This is a genomic window from Proteus faecis, assembly GCF_030286765.1.
GTDB classification, from domain to species: domain Bacteria; phylum Pseudomonadota; class Gammaproteobacteria; order Enterobacterales; family Enterobacteriaceae; genus Proteus; species Proteus faecis.
In genome coordinates this window covers 818,780-835,956 of the sequence record NZ_JASVWV010000001.1, presented here as the reverse complement: position 1 = coordinate 835,956, position 17,177 = coordinate 818,780, and the positions used below count along the sequence as shown (strand labels likewise).

Sequence of the window (17,177 nt, the reverse complement as noted above, 5' to 3'; positions counted from 1 at the left end):
CCTTATCAGCCAACAACGATGTTCAGTAATTTTCCTGGAACATAGATGACTTTACGAACAGTCACATTTTCCAAATATTTAGCAACACTGTACTCTTTTGTCGCCATTTCCTGAACATATTCTTTTTCTGAATTAGCCGGAACAGTGACTCGACCACGCACTTTACCATTCACTTGAACGATAATTAGCTTGGTGTCATCGATCATTGCTTCTTCATCAGCAACCGGCCATGGTGCAACATCAACGTCCTCTTTTCCACCTAATGCCTGCCACATAACAAAACAAGCATGAGGGATAATTGGAGAAAGCATACGAACAATCGCTTCTAATGCTTCTTGCATTAAAGCACGATCTTGTTCTGTTTCTTGTGTTGCACGAGTTAATTTATTCATTAACTCCATAATGGCGGCAATCGCGGTGTTAAAGGCTAAGCGACGACCTACGTCATCAGATACTTTTGCAATCGTTTTATGTAAGTCGCGACGTAAATCTTTTTGTTCTTCTGTTAATGCAGAAAGATCAAGAGACTGTGTCGCTCCTTTTTGAGTGTGCTCGTGAACTAAACGCCATAAACGACGTAAGAAACGGTTTGCGCCTTCAACACTAGACTCCTGCCATTCCAGTGTTAATTCTGGTGGAGCAGCAAACATCATAAATAAACGAACAGTATCGGCACCATAACGTTCAACCATAGTTTGTGGATCGATACCGTTATTTTTAGATTTAGACATTTTGCTCATGCCAGCATAAGTCAGTTCATGACCTTCACTGTCAGTCGCTTTTATGATGCGGTTTTTCTCATCACGTTCAACTATAGCTTCAGCAGGAGATACCCAATGACGAGCACCATCTTCACCTGTGTAATAGAATGCATCAGCTAATACCATGCCTTGACACAGTAAGCGTTTTGCAGGTTCATCTGAGTTCACTAAACCAGCATCACGCATCAGTTTATGGAAGAAGCGGAAATACATTAAGTGCATGATAGCGTGTTCAATACCACCAATATACCAGTCAACAGGTAACCAATAGTTAGCGGCTTTTGGATCTAACATGCCTTTATCGTAATCAGGGCAGGTATAGCGAGCATAATACCAAGACGACTCCATAAAGGTGTCAAAAGTATCAGTTTCACGTAACGCTGGCTGACCATTGATTGTGGTTTTTGCCCACTCTGGATCTGCTTTAATTGGGCTGGTGATCCCGTCCATTTTAACATCTTCTGGCAGAATAACTGGCAGTTGATCTTCAGGAACAGGAACAACAGTACCGTCTTCTAAGGTAGCCATTGGAATTGGCGCTCCCCAGTAACGTTGACGAGAAACCCCCCAGTCACGTAAACGGTAGTTAACTTTGCGCTCGCCAACACCCATTTGTGCTAGTTTATCTGCAATTGCATTAAAGCCAGCTTGGTTGTCTAATCCAGAGAATTCACCCGAATTAATCAGGCTATTTTTCTCGGTTAATGCGCCTTCAGATAAGTCAGGTTGATTACCTTCAGCATCTGCAATAACAGCTTTAATTGGCAAGTTGTATTTAGTTGCAAATTCCCAGTCACGTTCATCATGGCCTGGAACTGCCATGACAGCACCTGTGCCGTATTCCATTAATACAAAGTTAGCAACCCAAATAGCTACTTTCTCTTTAGTTAATGGATGAATTGCATAAAGACCCGTAGCAATCCCTTTTTTCTCCATTGTTGCCATATCGGCTTCAGCCATTTTCATGTTACGGCATTCATCAATGAAGTGTTGAACTTCAGGATTATTTTGAGCAGCTTTTTGCGCTAATGGGTGACCTGCTGCAACTGCAACATAAGTAACGCCCATAAATGTATCTGGACGCGTTGTATATACGGTCATTGTGTCGTCACTATCAGCAACATCAAATTTAATTTCGACACCTTCGGAACGACCTATCCAGTTACGTTGCATGGTCTTAACTTGTTCAGGCCACTCATCTAACGTATCTAAATCGTTTAACAGCTCTTCTGCATATTGAGTAATTTTGATAAACCACTGTGGAATTTCTTTACGCTCAACAGGGGTATCACAGCGCCAGCAACAGCCATCGATAACTTGTTCATTGGCTAAAACAGTTAAATCGTGTGGACACCAGTTAACAGCAGAGGTCTTTTTATAAACTAAACCTTTTTCATATAACTTAGTAAAGAACCACTGTTCCCAACGATAATATTCGGGGGTACAGGTTGTGACTTCACGATCCCAATCATAACCAAAACCCAGTTTCTTTAACTGGTTTTTCATATAATTGATATTTTCGTAAGTCCACGGCGCTGGAGCGGTATTATTTTTTACAGCGGCACCTTCTGCAGGTAAGCCAAATGCATCCCAACCAATAGGTTGTAAGACGTTTTTACCTTGCATACGTTGATAACGGGAAATCACGTCACCAATGGTGTAGTTACGGACGTGTCCCATGTGTAGTCGGCCAGAAGGATAAGGTAGCATTGACAGGCAGTAATATTTTTCTTTGTTATTATCTTCTGTCACTTTAAATGTGTTGTTCTTTTCCCAGTGTTCCTGGATAGTTTGCTCTATATCTTCGGGACGATATTGTTCTTGCATGGCACCGATAATCCTATGGTGAATTAATGGCTACCGGAGGGTAACCGCTATTATGAAATTAAGACTTGCATAGCATAGCTGATTTTGTCTAATAGCCACAACTATTGATCTTAATGAAAGTCACTGTTTGCATAACTTTTTCAAGACAATTGCGAGATATCTTGGAAAGAGTTAAAACAAAAAGACAATAAATGCGTATTTTCTGAAAAAACAATAGTGATATTGCAAAAAAATAAGGTTTTTTGATATTTAGTTGCGAGGTTAATCGAAATTATTATTTGGGGCTGACGTGCTAAAAAAGCACGCCAGCAGAGGGAAAGTGGCAATTAGTGCAGAATTTTAGCGAGGAAATCTTTTGCTCGTGCTGATTTTGGATTATCAAAAAAGTCGTTTTTAGGTCTATCTTCTACTATTCGACCTTCATCCATAAAAATAATACGGTCAGCAACCTTTTTAGCAAAACCCATTTCATGGGTCACTACCATCATCGTCATACCTTCATTTGCAAGCTCTACCATTACATCAAGGACTTCATTAATCATTTCAGGATCAAGTGCTGAGGTCGGTTCATCAAATAACATTGCAATAGGATCCATACATAATGCACGAGCGATGGCGACACGTTGTTGCTGACCACCAGAAAGTTGCGCGGGATATTTGTTAGCATGACTTGCTAATCCCACTCGCTCTAATAACTTTAACCCTTTCTCTCTTGCAGCCTCTTTTTCTCTATTAAGCACTTTAACTTGTGCTAGTGTAAGATTTTCAATAATAGAGAGGTGAGGGAAGAGTTCAAAATGTTGGAATACCATCCCCACTTTTGCTCGTAATTTAGCAAGATCGGTATGCTTGTCATTGACTTTGATTTCATTAACAAGGATTTCGCCTTGTTGTATAGGCTCTAAACCATTTACTGTCTTGATCAGTGTTGATTTACCTGAGCCAGAAGGTCCACAGACAACAACAACTTCCCCCTTTTTAACTTCAGTGGAACATTCAGTCAGTACTTGAAACTGACCATACCATTTAGATACGTCTTTTAGGGAAATCATCTAGGTAGTCCTTTTTTTAAGAAAGTTCACTAACATTGAAGCAGCAAAGCTAATGACGAAATAAACAAAACCAGCAAAAAGGATCATTTCAACTTGTGTACCATCTCGTTCTCCAATATTTGCCGCTGTTCTGAAAAAGTCAGTAAGACTTAAAACGTAAACTAAGGAAGTATCTTGGAATAATACAATTCCTTGAGTCAGTAAAAGCGGGATCATGGCTCGAAAGGCTTGAGGTAGGATCACTAAACGCATTGTTTGCGATTTGGTCATACCTAACGCAAGTGAGGCTGAAAATTGTCCTTTGCTAACACTTTGAATACCTGCTCTTATAATTTCAGAGTAATAAGCTGCTTCAAATAAAGAGAACGCTATCATTGCTGAAATTAAACGGATATCACTTTTCGGTGAAAGCCCTAGAACATTTTGTAATATGTTAGGCACAATTAAATAAAACCACAGTAATACCATGACTAATGGAATAGAACGGAAGGTATTAACGTAAGCGGCTGCAAACCAGCTAATAGGCTTAAAGGTCGATAGTCGCATAACAGCAAGCACCGTTCCCCATAAAATACCGACCACAATAGCGGTGATGGTGATTTTTAGTGTAATAGCCATTCCATCAACTAAAAATGGTAGGCTTGGAACAACAGAACTCCAGTCAAATTCGTACATTATTGACCTCCTGTTGTGCCGGGTAAGCGAACGCGTTTTTCAAGCCAATGCATTATTAGCATTATGATGACATTGATAAATACATAGGCCAGTGTGATTGCTGTGAATGACTCATACGCTTTTGCTGAATAATCGAGGAGTTTATTTGCTTGTGCTGCCATATCAATCAGTCCGATAGTAGAGGCAATAGCTGAGTTTTTCACGAGATTGAGCATTTCGGATGTCATTGGTGGGATAATGACTCGGTATGCATTGGGTAATAAAACATAGCGATAAGTTTGAGGTAAAGTTAAACCCAATGCTAATCCTGCGGCTTTTTGACCTCGGGGTAATGAGTTTATTGCAGCTCTCACTTGTTCACACATACGCGCTGCGGTAAATAAACCTAAGCAGAGTGCTGATGAGACAAAAAATTGCACATTTGGCGCTAAGTCCATTTTAAACCAGTCGCCAATAGATTGAGGTAATAGCTCAGGAATGACGAGATACCACGTAAAGAATTGAACAATAAGTGGTACGTTACGGAATAATTCGACATAAACAGTGCCTAAACTTGAAAGCCAGCGATTAGGGACAGTGCGTAAAATTCCGAATAAAGAACCAACAAGAAAGGCAATAACCCAAGCGCATAGAGATAAGGCAATAGTGACTTGGAAGCCAGAAATCAGCCATCCTAAGTATGTGGTGTTTCCGAAAGGGGCTTCTTGGAAGAATATCCCCCAATCCCAATCAATCGACATGATTTCACCTCCGGTGAAAAAAGAGGGGCAGGGAACGGCTGCCCCAAACTTCACTGATCTGTCTGTCCAACAGATACTTTATAATTATGTATTTTGCATCAACTGCTTATATGTTTTTAATTCAGAGCTTTATCATTTGGTGATGCAAATAATGCTTTCATTTCATCAGAGATGGTGAATTCTAAGTTAAGATTTTTAGGTGGGATCGGTGCATTAAACCAGCGATTGAACGATTTTTCTGCTTCACCTGATTGTTGTGCTTTAGCGATAGTTTCATCAATTAACGCTTTGAATTGAGTGTCATCTTTACGCAACATACAGCCATAGGCTTCTTCAGATTGTGGGGTTCCTACAATTTCCCACTCACCCGGTTTTTTCGCTTTTGCACGTTCGCCAGCGAGTAATGCGTCATCCATCATAAAGGCAACTGCACGACCTGATTCAAGTGTACGGAATGAGTCTCCATGATCTTTTGCGCTGATAATGCGCATATTCATCTTTTTCTCATCATTTAATTTGTTAAGTAACATTTCGGACGTTGTTCCTGATGTTACGACAACGTTTTTACCTGACAAATCTGTAAAATCTTTAATTCCACTGTCTTTTTTCGTCAGTAAACGAGTACCTACGATGAAAATAGTATTAGAGAAGCTAGCTTGTTGCTGACGAGCTTCATTGTTGGTTGTTGAGCCACACTCAAAATCAAATGTGCCATTTTGTAATAATGGAATACGATTCTGGGAGGTAATAGGAATAAGGCGAACTTGTAAGTTTGGTTTGCCTATTTTGTCTTTGACTGCTTGCACAATAAGGTTGGAATAGTCTTGAGAATAGCCAACCACTTTCTGTTGATTGTCATAATAAGAGAAAGGAACAGAGGATTCTCTGTGTCCAACGATAATAATATCGTTATCATTGATTTTCTTTAAGGTTCCAGTGAGTTCTTCTGCCTGCACAGCTCCTGCAGCCCCTAAGATCATTAACGATAATGCTAGTTTACGCATGCGCATAATAACTCCTGTCGTGGTGATAAGTGATATTTGTGTTTTGCTTTGTGTTACTTTTTTGTTTTAATTTGTTTTGGTAATGTTAATAGATAGAACAAATAACATATTGTTGGGAAGTGCAATTTGTGAAATACGAGAGGTATCTCTCAATAAAAGAATGAAATCAAATATAGTTGATTATTTTTTTGGAAGTTGTTTTCAATATTTTAAATTATTGTAGTAGAAACCTTATAGAAATAAAGGGTAAAGATGGAAATTTGAGATAATGCGAAAAATAAACTAAGTAGGGATTTGTAAAGTTTGTCTTAAGGAGTTGTTTGTCTGTAGATTACCGCTAAGATAGCGAGTCATCTTGATGAGGAACATCTATGAGTAATTGGCGGTCAGGTCGCTGGCTAGTGGTGATAACAGTTTTGCTGATTTTGTGTTGTATTGTTCAGCGTTCATTAGGTGCCCACATTATTAGTGAGCGCTTAGTAACGGCTGTTGCTCAAACACAATACCCACTATCAACACCAATTGCCGATGAAAATAGCGCAACAGAACACACTTATTCACTATCCACCTGTGAGTTAAGCGCCAAATCATTATTATCTGTTCCTCCATTAACAGTAGAGCCATTTTTTCATTCATGGGCTGTATTGCTATTGTTAAGCATGGCTGGCATCTATGTATCGCGTCAGCGTAATCAGAAAAAACATCACCATCCACCTCCTCCAATCAGACTTCACCTTCATTATTGTATTTTGAGGGATTAGAAATTTCCTTTTAGCTAAAAGATTACACGTCTATTTTGGACGTGGCTCTATGTGTAGCGTTGTAGGAATTTTTAGGGAGTTGTTATGTTTCGTTCTTTTATGATGGCGTTTATATTCACGCTATTTACTTTATCTACTTCTCAAGCTGCAGATACAGGCTGGTTAACTACACCTGATAATTCTCATGCACAAGTTAGGGCGACAGCACAAAAGTCCCCAACAGGTGAAGTGAAAATGTTACTTGAAGTACAACTTGAGTCTGGGTGGAAAACGTATTGGCGTTCTCCTGGAGAAGGTGGTGTTGCCCCTGAAATTAACTGGTCTCAAGATGTGGGGGCTATGAATTGGCATTGGCCTTCGCCTTCAGCTTTTGATGTCGCTGGTATTCACACTCAAGGTTATGATAAACAGGTTATTTTTCCCATTGAATTATCTCCTGTTCATGTTGATCGTTTAACAGGGGTTTTAACTTTATCAACATGCAGTAATGTCTGTATTCTGACTGATTACACTTTAGATTTAGATCTTACTGAACCTGTGCCTGCTGATTTTGAATGGCAATATAATCAGGCAATGGCCAAAATTCCTGTTGGAACGGGATTAATATCATCAGTTTCTTCTAGTTATAACAATAGCCAACTCACTATTTCTTTGCAAAGAGAGCAAGGTGCTTGGGGTCAGCCTAATATTTATCTCGATCCCCCCGAAGGTATGCTTTATGGCATTCCAAAATTAAATCATCAAGATAAAAACCTATTTGTCACCGTTGATGTGACAGATGATTGGGGGGATGCTGCTGGTGATATCTCAGGTAAGGCGCTTTCCTTTGTTATTACTGACCAAGATTTTTCTCGTCAAGTTAATGACACAATAGGGCATGGAAAAGAGGAGATTGTTCCACCATCTAGTTCCGGTATTGGGCTTTGGAGCATTCTTGCTTTTGCACTATTGGGCGGCTTAATTCTGAATTTGATGCCTTGTGTATTACCTGTACTTGCGATGAAAATGGGATCAATTTTACATCTTGAAAATCGGGATAAAGGGGTTATTCGCAAGCAATTTTCTGTTTCTGTTTTAGGGATTTTAGTTTCATTTTGGGTGCTAGCTCTGTTTATGACGGGCTTACGTTATAGCCAAGAAGCCTTAGGTTGGGGCATTCAATTCCAAAGTCCTTGGTTTATTGGCTTTATGGTATTAGTTACTGCTATTTTTACTGCAAATCTATTTGGATTATTTGAACTGCGTTTAAGTAGTGATATGAATACCAAAATGGCAACCGCGGGGGGCGAAGGATATAGTCGGCACTTTTGGGAAGGTGCATTTGCGACTTTACTTGCGACACCTTGTTCAGCGCCATTTTTAGGAACCGCCGTCGCCTATGCACTTATTGCGCCTTTAAATGAGCTATGGCTTATTTTTACCGCGCTCGGGATTGGAATGAGTTTGCCTTGGATCTTAGTGGCAATATTCCCATCTATCGCCAAAGTGTTACCAAAACCAGGTAAATGGATGAATCGCCTAAGAGTGGTTTTAGGCTTTATGATGTTGTTGTCCAGTATTTGGCTAATTACATTACTTATTCCACACTTAGGAATGCCAATCGTTATGGCTATTTTTATTGCCATTGCTTTACTTTTATTGTTAGCGATTGCACGGCATTATGGCAAAAAAAACGTATTTATTTCGGCTATTATTGCTCTCTTTTTAGGTGGAAGTACTTATTTGTTTGTGGAGCAACCAGAAAGCCAAACACTCGCCGGTCAAGATACGATAAATTGGCAGCCTTTATCAGAAGAAGCAATACACCAAGCATTAGCAGACAATAAACGTGTGTTTATTGATGTAACTGCAGATTGGTGCGTAACCTGCAAAGCAAACAAATACAATGTATTATTGCGAGACGAGATCCAAGAAGCACTTTCAGCACCAGATGTTGTTGCATTAAGAGGGGATTGGACTAAACCCTCTGATAAGATCACTCAGTTTTTAAAACAACGTGGTCAAGTTGCAGTACCTTTTAACCAAGTTTATGGGCCTTGCCATAAAGATGGCGTGGTTTTACCCCCTATTTTAAATAAAGATTCAACATTGACAGTTCTTTCAGAGGCTAAAGGAGCCCAATAATGAAAAAAACACTTTCGGCACTGGTTATTTCTTCGCTACTTTTTGGTGCAAATGTGCAAGCTGCAGCATTAAGTGCTGATCAGGAAAAAGAAGTTCGCGCGCTGGTTCGTGATACGTTAATTAAAAATCCAGAGATTTTGGAAGAAGCTATCACTGCATTACAAGCGCAAAAAGCAGATGAGCAACAAGCTCAATTCCGTACTGCATTAAATGCAGAACACGATGCATTATATAACGATGCAGCAAGCCCTCGTATTGGTGCAAAAGACGCTAAGTTAGTGTTGGTTTCTTTTACTGATTATAACTGTCCTTATTGCAAACGCTTTGACCCACTGTTAGAACAAATCACAAAAGATTATCCTGAAGTTGCTGTGGTGATTAAACCACTGCCATTTAAAGGTGAAAGTTCAGCAAAAGCCTCTCAAGCTGTGCTTTCTGTCTGGAAGGAAGATCCAAAAGCATTTTTAGCATTACACCAACGTTTAATGCAGAAGAAAACAATGCTAGATAATGCAAGTATTGACGATGCAATGAAAACAACCAATACAAGCAAAGTAAAATTAACGGATGAAAGTTTAAAAGCGTTACAAAACAATTTAGAGCTTTCTCGTAAGTTAGGTATCCAAGGTACACCTGCAACGGTTGTTGGCGATATGGTTATCCCTGGCGCTGTTGATTACGCTCAACTAGAAGTGATTGTGAAAGAGCAACTGGCTAAAGTGAAAAAATAATGTGTAGTCGCTTGCGAAAGTGGAGTAAAGAACTGCTTGTTCTGGTTGTCATTTTCGTTGTAGCTTCTTTTGCTATGGATTGGTGGCGACAACCTACGCCACCCTCTCTAACCAATTTACCTGAGCTTTATACTATTGATAATAAGGTTGTTTCTTTAGCTGAATTGAGTGCTGAAAAGCCCTTATTAATCTATTTTTGGGCAACTTGGTGTGGTGTTTGTAAACTCACAACGCCGACAGTCAATTCGTTAGCGCAAGATGGCTATAATGTGACATCTGTTGCGATCCGTTCGGGTGATAACGCAAAGTTAGAACGCGGTATTCACTCTAAAGGACTACTCTTTCCGGTAATAAATGATAGTCGAGGGGATATTTCTCAACAGTGGGAAATTAGTGCAACACCCTCATTTGTTATTGTTTATAAAGGGGAAATGGTAGGGTTTACTAGCGGTTGGTCATCTTCGTGGGGATTAAAACTGCGTTTATGGTGGGCTGGTTTTTGAACGGTATACAAGCAATCATTTTAAGCTTTAATCGATTAAAAATAACGGAATTCATGATTATATTGAATTCCGTTATTTTATTTTGCTTTATTCAACTCGGCGTTTAATAAAGGCGATGATAAAAAATAATCCAACGATTATCCACAATGGTGTATTTCCCCATTTATAATAAGGGGTTAACCCTGTTGTTGGGGTGATTTTTTCCGCTAAAGCACCTTCTTCAAACTGAGGCAGTTGAGAGATTACATCACCATTGGCAGCAATGAATGCGGTAATACCGTTATTTGTCGAGCGTAATAATGGTCTTCCTAGTTCAAGAGAACGCATTCTCGCCATTTGGAAGTGTTGCCATGGTCCAATGGAGTTACCAAACCACGCATCATTAGAAATCGTTAATAAGAAGCGTGTATCAGGTTTAAAATTAGCGCGGACTTGTTCACCTAAAATAATTTCGTAGCAAATCGCTGCGGTTATTTTGGCATCATTGACTGTAAGTTGAGGCTGTACATATTCACCTTGGCTTAATGATGACATCGGTAAATTAAAGAAAGGCGCAAGTGGACGTAATAGTGATTCTAATGGTACATATTCACCAAAAGGAACAAGGTGATGTTTGTTATAGCGATCGGTTGCTGGATATTGATAAGCATAGTGCTCACCTAATGTGATGACACTATTGTAGAAACGATAACCTTCTAATGTTGGCCGAGCATCAATAATTCCTGTCATTAAATGGGTATCTTGCTCTCTTAACTGCTTATCCAATTCAGCTAAAAAACGTTGTTGCTGAATTTCAACATCAGGGATCGCAGATTCAGGCCAAATAATGAGATTCGCATTACCAATAAAAGGGCGACTTAAAGTGAGATAGGTTTTTAATGTACTCTCTAATGTACCCGGTTCCCATTTTAAAGATTGTGCAATATTGCCTTGAACTAATGCGATTTCTTGCGTTTCATCAGGCAAAGGTTGATACCACTGATAGGATTTAAAGCTGATAGGTAATACTAATAAAAGCAGTGCAACCACGAGGCTGTAAATTGATTTACGATAGATTGTAAATGCAATTAATCCACTAATAACGGTTAAGAGCAACGTTATCATCGTGACACCGAAAATAGGTGCAATACCTTTTAATGGGCCATCGATTTGGCTATAGCCAAATTGTAACCAAGGGAAACCTGATAATACCCAGCCTCTTAAAAATTCAGTGATTTGCCATAGTGCAGGGGCGGCAAATACAAAACGCCACAGGGTTGGCTTTGGAAAAAACTTATTCAGCAATCCTGCAAATAACAGTGTATAGAGTGATAAGTAGAGTGCTAATAAAATGACTAAAAAGATATTTATCGCAAACGGCATACCACCAAAATCAGCAATACTGACGTAAACCCAATTTACACCGCTACCAAATAACCCAAATCCCCAAGCAAAACCAAGGAATGCACCTTGACGAGTTGTACGATGCGTGATTATCAGTAATAAGCCAAGTAATGAAATTAACGCCGCAGGCCAAAAATCAAATGGTGAAAATGCTAATGTGCCAATGGCACCGAAAAAAACCGCCAGAAGGGCGCGAACCCACTGGCGGTTTAAGAAAGAGATCTTATTCATTGATATCCTATGCATCATTACCTAGTTCAGGAATTGGCGCATCATCGGGAATATGCACATAAACCTGAATGATCTTACGGCTATCAGCCATAACAACTTTAAATTGGTAATTATCAATGGCAATAGTTTCACCACGAGCAGGAAGGTGACCAAAGGCTTGCATAACTAAACCGCCAATAGTATCAACTTCTTCATCGCTGAAATGTGTCCCGAACGCTTCATTGAAATCTTCTATCTGGGTTAAAGCTCGAACTGAGTAAGCGTGACGACTCAGTGGACGAATATCAATATCATCCTCATCGTCATACTCATCTTCAATTTCGCCTACGATAAGTTCAAGAATATCCTCAATTGTGACGAGACCAGATACGCCTCCAAATTCATCGATCACAATCGCCATATGATAGCGTTGAGAGCGGAACTCTTTTAATAGGCGATCAACTCGTTTGCTTTCAGGCACAACAACAGCAGAGCGTAAGACTTTATCCATACTAAATGGCTCTGCGTCAGTACGCATAAATGGCAGTAAATCTTTTGCCATTAATAAGCCTTCAATATGATCTTTGTCCTCGCTAATAACAGGGAAACGGGAGTGTGCTGAGTCAATAATCACATCCAAACATTCATCAAGGGTTTGATTGCGTTTTAGTGTGACAATTTGCGAGCGAGGGATCATGATGTCCCGAACGCGTTGTTCAGCAATATCCATTACCCCTTCAAGCATGTCGCGGGTGTCAGGATCAATTAATTCTTTCTGTTCAGAATCGCGGATAAGCTCCATCAGATCATCACGGTTTTTAGGTTCACCGTGGAACCACTGATTAAGCAGTGTGAGAAACCCTTTCTTAGGACCAGGGTTATCGTTACTCGAAGATTGGTCGTCGCTCATGGCGTTTTAACTATTTTTCCTCATTGAATGGTTAATTAGATATAGTATTTATCATAAAAATAAGAGAACTGTTACTCTTTTTCAATTAAATAGGGATCTGCATAACCTAAATTTTGTAAGATTTCTGTCTCTAAACCTTCCATTTCTTCGGCTTCATCATCTTCAATATGATCATAACCTAAAAGATGCAGACATCCATGAATAACCATGTGTGCCCAGTGTTCTTCAACAGTCTTACTCTGTTCAGCCGCCTCTTTTTCTACCACTTGACGGCAAATAATCAAATCTCCCAAGAGAGGCAATTCAACTTCAGGTGGAGCCTCAAAGGGAAAAGAAAGCACATTAGTTGGTTTATCTTTTCCTCGATAAGTGAGATTTAGTTCGTGACTTTCTGCTTCATCAACAATACGAATAGTCACTTCACTTACCGGTTGAAATTGCGGTAATACCGCTTCTAACCATGTCATAAATTGGGCTTCGGTAGGAAGCCCTTGTGCATTTTCACTTGCTACTTGTAAATCAAGGATAACTTCACTCATGATTATCTCTCTGAAGCTTCTCTTTTTCTGCTTTGATAGCTTGGCGGCGTTTTTGATCTTCCGTTTCCCAAGCTTCATAGGCGATAACAATTTTGGCAACCACTGGATGGCGAACAACGTCTTCACTGTGGAAAAAGTTAAAACTTAAGTCATTTACATCAGATAACACTTCAATGGCATGACGTAAGCCTGATTTATTGCCTCTTGGCAGGTCAATCTGGGTAATATCCCCAGTGATAACTGCTTTAGAGTTAAAACCAATACGCGTTAAGAACATTTTCATCTGTTCAATAGTGGTGTTTTGACTTTCATCGAGAATAATAAAAGCATCATTAAGTGTACGCCCACGCATATAAGCGAGAGGGGCGACTTCGATAACATTACGCTCTATTAGTTTCTCAACTTTTTCAAAACCCAACATCTCAAATAACGCATCATAAAGTGGTCGCAAATAAGGATCGACTTTTTGACTGAGGTCACCCGGTAAAAAGCCTAGTTTCTCACCTGCTTCAACGGCTGGACGTGTTAACAGAATACGACGTACTTCTTGGCGCTCAAGGGCATCCACAGCAGCAGCAACAGCTAGATAGGTTTTACCTGTACCTGCAGGTCCAATACCAAACGTAATATCATGGGTTTGGATATTGGCAATATACTGCGCCTGATTGGGTGTACGAGGTTTTATTACACCTCGTTTAGTCCGAATATTGGTTGATTTCCCAAATTCAGGAACATGCTCATCACTTTGCTCAAGCACACGGCTTTCTTTGATTGCAAGGTGAATTTGTTCAGGGTCGATATCGGGGATCACGCCTTTAATTGGCGAGGTTTCCACATACAGGCGACGTAAAATTCCTGCAGCCGCATTGACACACAATGATTTTCCCGTGAGTTTAAAACGGTTATCACGATGATTAATCTCGATACCTAAACGGCGCTCAAGTTGCTTAATATTATCGTCAAATGGACCACATAGGCTCATTAAACGGGCATTGTCAGCTGGCTCTAAGAAGATTTCTTGGGTCGCTACCTGTGCATGTGCTATTACTGTCACTGATTATCCTTTTGTTAAATCTGATCAATTAAGGTTGGTAAACACCGACTCCTAATTCATCTTCTTTACGTGTACGTGCAATGACGGATTCTGGAGATTCGTGAATACGTAAATCCATTTGATCTTCCGTTCTAACGACTTTACCACGTAGTGAATTGGCATAAACGTCAACAATCTCAACATCAACGAACTTACCAATCATATCTGGTGTGCCTTCAAAATTAACCACTCGGTTATTTTCAGTACGGCCAGAAAGCTCCATCACATTTTTACGTGAAGGCCCTTCTACTAGAATACGCTGTACGGTGTTTAACATTGCACGGCTAAAGTTCATCGCTTGTTGATTGATGCGCTGTTGTAGTAGATATAAACGTTGTTTCTTCTCATCTTCAGTGACGTCATCAGGTAAATCAGCGGCTGGTGTACCTGGACGTGCTGAATAGATGAAACTAAAGCTCATATCAAAATTAACATCCGCAATTAATTGCATGGTTTTTTCAAAGTCGTCTTGAGTTTCACCCGGAAAACCAATGATAAAGTCTGAACTTATCAGAATATCAGGACGAGCTTTGCGTAATTTGCGAATGATGCTCTTATATTCAAGTGCAGTATGGTTACGCTTCATTAATGTTAGAATGCGGTCAGAACCACTTTGCACAGGCAAGTGTAAATAGCTGACTAATTCTGGTGTATCTTCATAAACCGCAACAATATCGTCAGTAAATTCGATAGGGTGACTGGTAGTAAAGCGAATGCGGTCAATACCGTCAATTGCAGCGACTAAGCGAATTAATTCAGCAAAGCTACAGATCTGACCATCAAAAGTAGCACCACGATAGGCGTTAACGTTTTGACCTAACAAGTTTACTTCTCGTACACCTTGTGCAGCTAATTGAGCAATTTCAAATAGTACATCATCACAAGGACGGCTAACTTCTTCACCACGTGTGTAAGGCACTACGCAGAAAGAGCAGTATTTGTTACAGCCTTCCATGATGGAAACGAAAGCAGAAGGGCCTTCAGCACGTGGTTCTGGTAAACGGTCAAATTTTTCGATTTCAGGGAAGCTGATATCGACAACAGGGCTTTTAGTCCCTTTAACCTGATTAATCATTTCAGGCAAACGGTGTAAGGTTTGTGGCCCGAAGATAATATCGACACACTGCGCGCGTTGACGGATGTATTCACCTTCTTGAGATGCAACACAACCGCCGACGCCAATGATAATATCGGGTTTATTATCTTTGAAATATTTCCAACGTCCTAACTGATGAAAGACTTTTTCTTGTGCTTTCTCACGGATAGAACAGGTATTTAGCAGTAGAATGTCCGCATCTTCGGCGACATCGGTTAACTGATAACCGTGGGTGCTTTCGAGTAGGTCTGCCATTTTGGATGAATCGTACTCATTCATCTGACAGCCCCAAGTTTTAATGTACAGTTTTTTTATCGTCGACATTGTGTAAATCCGGTATTTTCAGTGAGACAATAGCTAATCATTGGAAAACGTTGCGTGTAATAAGCCAATAAGGTGGTTATTGTAGTCATTTGTGTGGTCAGTGACTAGAGCAAGTCGGCGCTAATTATCTATGGCGTTTAGTTTAATAGAAATAAATTGAAACAGCGCTTACCTATTATTTAAAGTAATGAGTTATGGCATAACAATGATGAGTAATGTAAAAAACGATTTTGATGCAATCATCGCGGGTGGCGGGATGATTGGCGCTGCTGTTGCAATTGGGCTGGCGCAAGAAGGATTGCGTGTTGCAATGATTGAACGACAGTCTCCTGCACCTTTTGATGCGTCATCTCATCCTGATATCCGTATTTCTGCGATTAGTTGCGCGTCCGTTAGTCTATTAAAACAATTAGGTGCATGGCAACATGTTTTAGCTATGCGTTCTGCACCTTATCTTACCTTAGAAACATGGGAAGAAGAGAATGCCCATGTGGTTTTTGATGCTAAAAGCTTAGGTTTACCTGAATTAGGCTATATGGTTGAAAACCGAATTTTGCAATTAGCCCTTTGGCAAGAGGCTGAACGTTATAGCAATATCACTTTATTATGTCCAAATAGTCTAAGTAAAATGACGTATTTAGATAATAAATGGAAAGTAACACTTTCTGATGGCAATGAAGTGACTACAAATTTAGTGGTAGGTGCAGATGGTGCGAACTCTCAAGTTCGCCAATTTGCGGGTATTGGTAGCAATGGTTGGCAATATCGTCAATCTTGTATGCTGATCACGGTGAAAACAGAGTTACCTCCTGAAAAGGGAACATGGCAACGTTTTTACCCCTCAGGGCCCCGTGCTTATTTACCCCTTTTTGATAATTGGGCCTGTTTGGTTTGGTATGACTCGCCTGACAGAATTAGAAAACTGCAAAATATGTCGATGACGCAGTTAGAAAAAGAAATTCAACATGCTTTTCCTGAGCGATTGGGTAAGGTAACGCCTATTGCTGCAGGCTCATTCCCATTAACGCGTCAACATGCAAGCCGTTATGTTGATAAAGGTGTTATTTTGTTGGGCGATGCGGCTCACACCATCAATCCGTTAGCAGGACAGGGCGTTAATTTAGGTTACCGTGATGTGGATTGTTTCTTAGACTTAGTGGCTGATGCCAAAAAACATTTTGAGCCTTGGGATTCAATGGCGGTATTGAAGAAATATCAGCGTCGTCGTATGCCTGATAATTTAGTCATGCAAGCGGGTATGGACGTATTTTATCACGCTTTTAGCCACCAATTACCGGGTTTAAAAGTCGTAAGAAATATCGGCCTTTTAGCTGCTCAACATGCAGGAAAAGTGAAAGAAGCTGCTCTACGTTATGCGTTAGGTATTAAGTAACTAGAAATGCGATGATCTGGGGAATATCAGCAATAAGATCATCGCATTATT

General features: G+C 40.0%; 15 protein-coding genes. 5 read left to right on the top strand and 10 right to left on the bottom strand.

From position 1 onward, the window contains the following. Positions 1-5: 5 nt before the first annotated feature. The 5 genes from leuS to QSH13_RS03925 form a co-directional block, all read right to left on the bottom strand. On the bottom strand, positions 6-2,588 hold the full coding sequence (gene leuS, locus QSH13_RS03945; protein ID WP_261191651.1) for a leucine--tRNA ligase: 2,583 nt from the start codon (positions 2,586-2,588) through the stop codon (positions 6-8). A gap of 326 nt (positions 2,589-2,914) precedes the next feature. Then, complete coding sequence (locus QSH13_RS03940) at positions 2,915-3,640, bottom strand: amino acid ABC transporter ATP-binding protein (protein WP_109398173.1); 726 nt, start codon at positions 3,638-3,640, stop codon at positions 2,915-2,917. Beyond that, on the bottom strand, positions 3,641-4,315 hold the full coding sequence (gene gltK, locus QSH13_RS03935) for a glutamate/aspartate ABC transporter permease GltK (protein ID WP_006537724.1): 675 nt from the start codon (positions 4,313-4,315) through the stop codon (positions 3,641-3,643). It lies immediately after the preceding gene. Beyond that, positions 4,315-5,055, bottom strand: coding sequence for an amino acid ABC transporter permease (locus QSH13_RS03930; RefSeq protein WP_069370058.1), 741 nt, complete (start codon positions 5,053-5,055; stop codon positions 4,315-4,317). The genes gltK and QSH13_RS03930 overlap by 1 nt, the downstream gene beginning before the upstream one ends. Before the next feature lie 116 nt (positions 5,056-5,171). Then, positions 5,172-6,065, bottom strand: a complete 894-nt coding sequence (locus QSH13_RS03925) for an amino acid ABC transporter substrate-binding protein (RefSeq protein ID WP_286038843.1) — start codon at positions 6,063-6,065, stop codon at positions 5,172-5,174. Between the two features lie 365 nt (positions 6,066-6,430). Here QSH13_RS03925 and QSH13_RS03920 point away from each other — a divergent pair, with 365 nt between their 5' ends. The 4 genes from QSH13_RS03920 to QSH13_RS03905 all read left to right on the top strand — a co-directional run bounded on the left by QSH13_RS03920 (position 6,431) and on the right by QSH13_RS03905 (position 10,178). Further along, positions 6,431-6,820, top strand: coding sequence for a metal resistance protein (locus QSH13_RS03920; protein WP_196543937.1), 390 nt, complete (start codon positions 6,431-6,433; stop codon positions 6,818-6,820). 84 nt (positions 6,821-6,904) lie between these two features. Then, positions 6,905-8,944 (top strand): protein-disulfide reductase DsbD family protein, encoded by a 2,040-nt coding sequence (locus QSH13_RS03915; RefSeq protein WP_286038842.1) that lies wholly within the window; start codon positions 6,905-6,907, stop codon positions 8,942-8,944. Further along, positions 8,944-9,675 (top strand): DsbA family protein, encoded by a 732-nt coding sequence (locus tag QSH13_RS03910; protein WP_109398169.1) that lies wholly within the window; start codon positions 8,944-8,946, stop codon positions 9,673-9,675. The genes QSH13_RS03915 and QSH13_RS03910 overlap by 1 nt, the downstream gene beginning before the upstream one ends. Next, positions 9,675-10,178 carry a protein disulfide oxidoreductase gene (locus QSH13_RS03905; protein WP_109398168.1) on the top strand — a complete coding sequence of 168 codons (504 nt, stop codon included), beginning with the start codon at positions 9,675-9,677 and terminating at the stop codon, positions 10,176-10,178. The genes QSH13_RS03910 and QSH13_RS03905 overlap by 1 nt, the downstream gene beginning before the upstream one ends. Positions 10,179-10,265: 87 nt before the next feature. Here the strand turns inward: QSH13_RS03905 and lnt are convergent, their stop codons facing one another. The 5 genes from lnt to miaB all read right to left on the bottom strand — a co-directional run bounded on the left by lnt (position 10,266) and on the right by miaB (position 15,733). Continuing rightward, on the bottom strand, positions 10,266-11,792 hold the full coding sequence (gene lnt, locus QSH13_RS03900; protein ID WP_109398167.1) for an apolipoprotein N-acyltransferase: 1,527 nt from the start codon (positions 11,790-11,792) through the stop codon (positions 10,266-10,268). Between the two features lie 7 nt (positions 11,793-11,799). Then, the gene (gene corC / locus QSH13_RS03895; protein WP_109398166.1) at positions 11,800-12,681 is read right to left on the bottom strand and encodes a CNNM family magnesium/cobalt transport protein CorC; all 882 of its coding nucleotides are present in this window, start codon (positions 12,679-12,681) and stop codon (positions 11,800-11,802) included. Between the two features lie 71 nt (positions 12,682-12,752). Then, on the bottom strand, positions 12,753-13,220 hold the full coding sequence (gene ybeY / locus QSH13_RS03890; RefSeq protein ID WP_109406510.1) for an rRNA maturation RNase YbeY: 468 nt from the start codon (positions 13,218-13,220) through the stop codon (positions 12,753-12,755). Next, positions 13,213-14,274: a PhoH family protein gene (locus QSH13_RS03885; RefSeq protein ID WP_109398164.1), complete on the bottom strand. Its 1,062-nt coding sequence runs from the start codon at positions 14,272-14,274 to the stop codon at positions 13,213-13,215. The genes ybeY and QSH13_RS03885 overlap by 8 nt, the downstream gene beginning before the upstream one ends. Before the next feature lie 28 nt (positions 14,275-14,302). After that, the gene (miaB, locus tag QSH13_RS03880) at positions 14,303-15,733 is read right to left on the bottom strand and encodes a tRNA (N6-isopentenyl adenosine(37)-C2)-methylthiotransferase MiaB (protein ID WP_109398163.1); all 1,431 of its coding nucleotides are present in this window, start codon (positions 15,731-15,733) and stop codon (positions 14,303-14,305) included. Between the two features lie 205 nt (positions 15,734-15,938). Here miaB and ubiF point away from each other — a divergent pair, with 205 nt between their 5' ends. Continuing rightward, complete coding sequence (gene ubiF, locus QSH13_RS03875) at positions 15,939-17,126, top strand: 3-demethoxyubiquinol 3-hydroxylase (protein ID WP_109406509.1); 1,188 nt, start codon at positions 15,939-15,941, stop codon at positions 17,124-17,126. Positions 17,127-17,177: the final 51 nt, after the last annotated feature.

Coding starts and splice junctions, on each gene's coding strand:
- leuS (WP_261191651.1), bottom strand. CDS start 2,588: ATGCAAGAACAATATCGTCCCGAAGATATAGAGCAAACTATCCAGGAA.
- QSH13_RS03940 (WP_109398173.1), bottom strand. CDS start 3,640: ATGATTTCCCTAAAAGACGTATCTAAATGGTATGGTCAGTTTCAAGTA.
- gltK (WP_006537724.1), bottom strand. CDS start 4,315: ATGTACGAATTTGACTGGAGTTCTGTTGTTCCAAGCCTACCATTTTTA.
- QSH13_RS03930 (WP_069370058.1), bottom strand. CDS start 5,055: ATGTCGATTGATTGGGATTGGGGGATATTCTTCCAAGAAGCCCCTTTC.
- QSH13_RS03925 (WP_286038843.1), bottom strand. CDS start 6,065: ATGCGCATGCGTAAACTAGCATTATCGTTAATGATCTTAGGGGCTGCA.
- QSH13_RS03920 (WP_196543937.1), top strand. CDS start 6,431: ATGAGTAATTGGCGGTCAGGTCGCTGGCTAGTGGTGATAACAGTTTTG.
- QSH13_RS03915 (WP_286038842.1), top strand. CDS start 6,905: ATGTTTCGTTCTTTTATGATGGCGTTTATATTCACGCTATTTACTTTA.
- QSH13_RS03910 (WP_109398169.1), top strand. CDS start 8,944: ATGAAAAAAACACTTTCGGCACTGGTTATTTCTTCGCTACTTTTTGGT.
- QSH13_RS03905 (WP_109398168.1), top strand. CDS start 9,675: ATGTGTAGTCGCTTGCGAAAGTGGAGTAAAGAACTGCTTGTTCTGGTT.
- lnt (WP_109398167.1), bottom strand. CDS start 11,792: ATGAATAAGATCTCTTTCTTAAACCGCCAGTGGGTTCGCGCCCTTCTG.
- corC (WP_109398166.1), bottom strand. CDS start 12,681: ATGAGCGACGACCAATCTTCGAGTAACGATAACCCTGGTCCTAAGAAA.
- ybeY (WP_109406510.1), bottom strand. CDS start 13,220: ATGAGTGAAGTTATCCTTGATTTACAAGTAGCAAGTGAAAATGCACAA.
- miaB (WP_109398163.1), bottom strand. CDS start 15,733: ATGTCGACGATAAAAAAACTGTACATTAAAACTTGGGGCTGTCAGATG.
- ubiF (WP_109406509.1), top strand. CDS start 15,939: ATGATGAGTAATGTAAAAAACGATTTTGATGCAATCATCGCGGGTGGC.